The 1,368-nt window shown below is 25.5% G+C and carries 1 protein-coding gene; it reads left to right on the top strand.

Going from position 1 to position 1,368, the window contains the following annotated elements; translation table 11 throughout:
* Nucleotides 1–193: 193 nt before the first annotated feature.
* Nucleotides 194–1,368, top strand: a 1,175-nt coding sequence (locus tag T473_RS0115575; protein WP_024622619.1) for a hypothetical protein, incomplete at its 3' end; no start/stop codon positions are given.

Raw genomic sequence — 1,368 nt, 5'->3', positions numbered from 1 at the left:
TTTATAAACATTGATATCACATTGTTCTGATAGAAATAATGGTAAAACCTCCGGGGTATTAGAGTATAGACAGTATTATCTATTTTTGTAATATTATCATATATTTTAGAAGATTTTTAGGGTTGTATTCCATTGACATTATAGGAACAACAGCTTATACTATTTTAGACTATAAAGAGAGGGGAGGATAAATATGCAAGAATTAAAACCGTTAGCTAGAATATCTAAATCAAAATTAAAAAGTATACTAGGTTTATTTAAGAAGTCTGCTAAAGAAGTGAAAACAAGTAATAACTATGCTTGTGAATCTTGCATGTTTAAAAATGATCCTTCTTTAAATAAAAACTCTTTAGAATTATTTTGTGCAAATAAGTGTACTAATAATAACTATGATACTGAACTAACTTTTTATGAGACTAAAGAAACTGAATTAGGTATATTCGAGATAATAAGTAATAATAGTAAATGTATTACTTTAAGTAAATCAGCTATAAAGCAATATATCCTATATCATTTCATTCCAACAAATAAAAATTTAGTAAGAAAAGCTGTTTCTTTTAAAGATATCGCTTCTTTATGTAGTGTATCTATACCTACAGCTAGAACAAATCACAAAACTCTAGAAGAGGTTGGGCTAGTGTATTCAACAAAGAATTCATATGGAAAATTAGATATAGTCGTAGATGACGAATATAAAAACCATTTCAAAAAAGATAAAAACGGAAATGGTTATTTTACTATGTCTTTAGATATACTAGAACATTTACTATCATTCGAAAACGTAAATGAAATGAAATTAGAAATTAAAAAAATAATCTGGGCTGATGCTAAAACAAGTAAATTAGGTAAAAGAATTAGCTTTAAGAAAGATAATTTAATAAAAGTATTACCAGATTATGTTCGAAAATCTAATAAGGTAACAGAGGCAGTTTTAAATAATTCTGAAACACTGCTAGATATAAAATATAATACGATTAATACATATAATTACAAGACTAAGTTAGATACAATAAAAGAAATAAAAGAAAGTTACAGAGCAACAATAAAAGAGTTCTTTGATAGTACAGGGTACTCAATTAGCGAAAACTATTCTAAAGTAATGAAGGACTTGAATTATGAAAAGTACATATTTAGAAAAGAAGAAATGTTACAAAAACTAGAAATAGAAAAAGCACTAACCATAGAAGATATTACAAATCTAGCCCTACAATATGGTATACATAGAATATTAGAAGTTTTACATTACATATTTAAAGAACATAGTATAACAGAAGATGAAGTAAATTGTACGGATATAAAAAACCCAGGTGCATTTATAAGACAAGTTATAGTTAATAACATAAATGAATATGGAAGTTTAAATATTAA

Source organism: Clostridioides mangenotii TR (genome assembly GCF_000498755.1).
GTDB classification, from domain to species: domain Bacteria; phylum Bacillota; class Clostridia; order Peptostreptococcales; family Peptostreptococcaceae; genus Metaclostridioides; species Metaclostridioides mangenotii_A.
Note: the sequence above shows the minus strand (reverse complement) of the source record. Positions and strands in the feature narration are given on the sequence as shown.